This window comes from Corallococcus praedator, from assembly GCF_003612125.1.
GTDB classification, from domain to species: Bacteria; Myxococcota; Myxococcia; order Myxococcales; family Myxococcaceae; genus Corallococcus; species Corallococcus praedator.
Genome location: NZ_RAWI01000907.1, coordinates 1 through 475 on the forward strand (window position 1 = coordinate 1; position 475 = coordinate 475).

At 39.6% G+C, this 475-nt stretch carries 1 protein-coding gene; it reads right to left on the reverse strand.

Features of this window, described 5'->3' with window-relative positions; all coding sequences use genetic code 11:
• The coding region (locus D7Y13_RS50065) for a hypothetical protein (protein ID WP_208734595.1) at positions 1 to 475 on the reverse strand (475 nt) is incomplete at both ends.

Genomic DNA, 475 nt, shown 5'->3' on the forward strand with positions numbered 1-475 from the left:
ATCTCGCTGTCTGTAGGAAAGTTTTTCTGGTCTGTAGGAATGATTTCTGAAAAATCTGAATTGACCGTAATTTTATAATGTCTTACAATTCCATGCTGATCTGGGATGTCGTAGTAAAAAGGAATTGTAAATTTGATATCCTTTTTGAAATAAAGCTGTACGATAATACAGCAGGAAAGTACATACATCTCGTCCTGAGTCATATCCCGAAATTCAAGAGTAAAATTATGGCCGGCATCTGAAAGTATCTTCCTGAATCTCTCGGTATAATTAAAAGTGATGTCGGTAAAAGGAATGCTTGCAGCCTTAATTTCATTGTTGGTGAGGCCGGTGGGGAAGAGGTCTGCGAGAAGCATTCTGATTAACTCCTGATGTTTGGTCAGTAAACTGAAATCCTGCGAACCTTCGCGGAGTTCAGGAAATTTTTTGAAGCTCTCAATCACAGATTCGGCGTAGTTTACCCGATATTCCAGCC